This is a genomic window from Corynebacterium sp. UMB8791, from assembly GCF_054166365.1.
The window spans coordinates 1-1,050 of record NZ_JBSZCG010000154.1; the positions used below are offsets into that span (position 1 = coordinate 1).

The 1,050-nt window shown below is 58.5% G+C and carries 2 pseudogenes; both read right to left on the reverse strand.

From position 1 onward, the window contains the following. A pseudogene (locus ACXIUA_RS10540) lies at nt 1–669 on the reverse strand (IS256-like element IS1249 family transposase); the annotation flags it as partial. A gap of 159 nt (nt 670–828) precedes the next feature. Continuing rightward, nucleotides 829–1,050, reverse strand: a pseudogene (locus ACXIUA_RS10545) (IS1249 family transposase); the annotation flags it as partial.

Below are 1,050 nucleotides of genomic sequence, written 5' to 3' on the forward strand. Positions count from 1 at the left end.
GTGCAGTTGCACACCCCACGCGGCGGCTTCATCCAGTGTGGTGATCCGGGTCAGTTTCAGCGCAAGTCGGTAGATGGTGCGCCCGGCATCGGTGCGTGGGTTGGTGGTGGTGTAGCGGCGGACCACGCGTTGGGCGTGGACGAGGCAGCGTTGAATTTTCGTAGTCGGCCAGCACTTTTTGATTGCGCTGTATGCGCCTTGGCCGCCGTCGATGACGGCGATGAGTGGGGCTTCGATGCGTTCAAGCAGCAGTTGGTAGTCGCGGGTGGTTTCGTGTTTGCACCAGTGCCAGGCGATCACGTGGTCGATGGTCGCCGCGACGATCAGGCAGCCACCGGCGGTGTAGGTGCCATCGAGAAATACCTGGTCGTAGATCCGCTTGTGGTGGCCGGCGGTGGGGTCAGGCACATCAACGAGCCAGCACCACTTGAAGCGCCGCTTCATGGTGGCGCGGCTAACACCGTTTCGTTTGGCTAGGTCGTCGAGTGATATTGCGGTGGTGCAATGCTCGATGAACTGGGTGAACACTGCCGCGTTGGTGATGTCGTTTCGACGTTTGACGCTGGAGGCGCCGCATTGTTTGCAGCGCCATCTGGTGGTGCCTTTGCTGGTGGTGCCGTTGCGTTTCATTTCACCGCCGCAGTGGCAGCGTGGTTGGTTCTTCGACATTGCGACACCACACCACGCCGCGCATAGCACATCACGGCTGCCACACCGAGGATTTCCCGTCGGGGGCTAGATATATGCTTCCGGAGCATATACTTTCCGGAAACCTACAGGTCAATCCGTGAAAATCCGCGATTCCGGACACACTTTTTGACCCTTAACCCCTTCTAAGCTGTTGGTGGTGGATTTGATCCGCTCGGGCGCAAGGACTCCTGCTGGCGGGTTGAGGTAGACAAACAGCATCTCGGACCGCCAAAGATGGTTGAGGCTGTTGTAGGCCTTGCGCACGTTGTGGTGGGTCCACACGCGGGTCCATGCACCTGTTTTGGGGTCTTTGATCATGGTTTTCTCGTTCATCCATTCCCGGTAGATCGTTGAAAACTC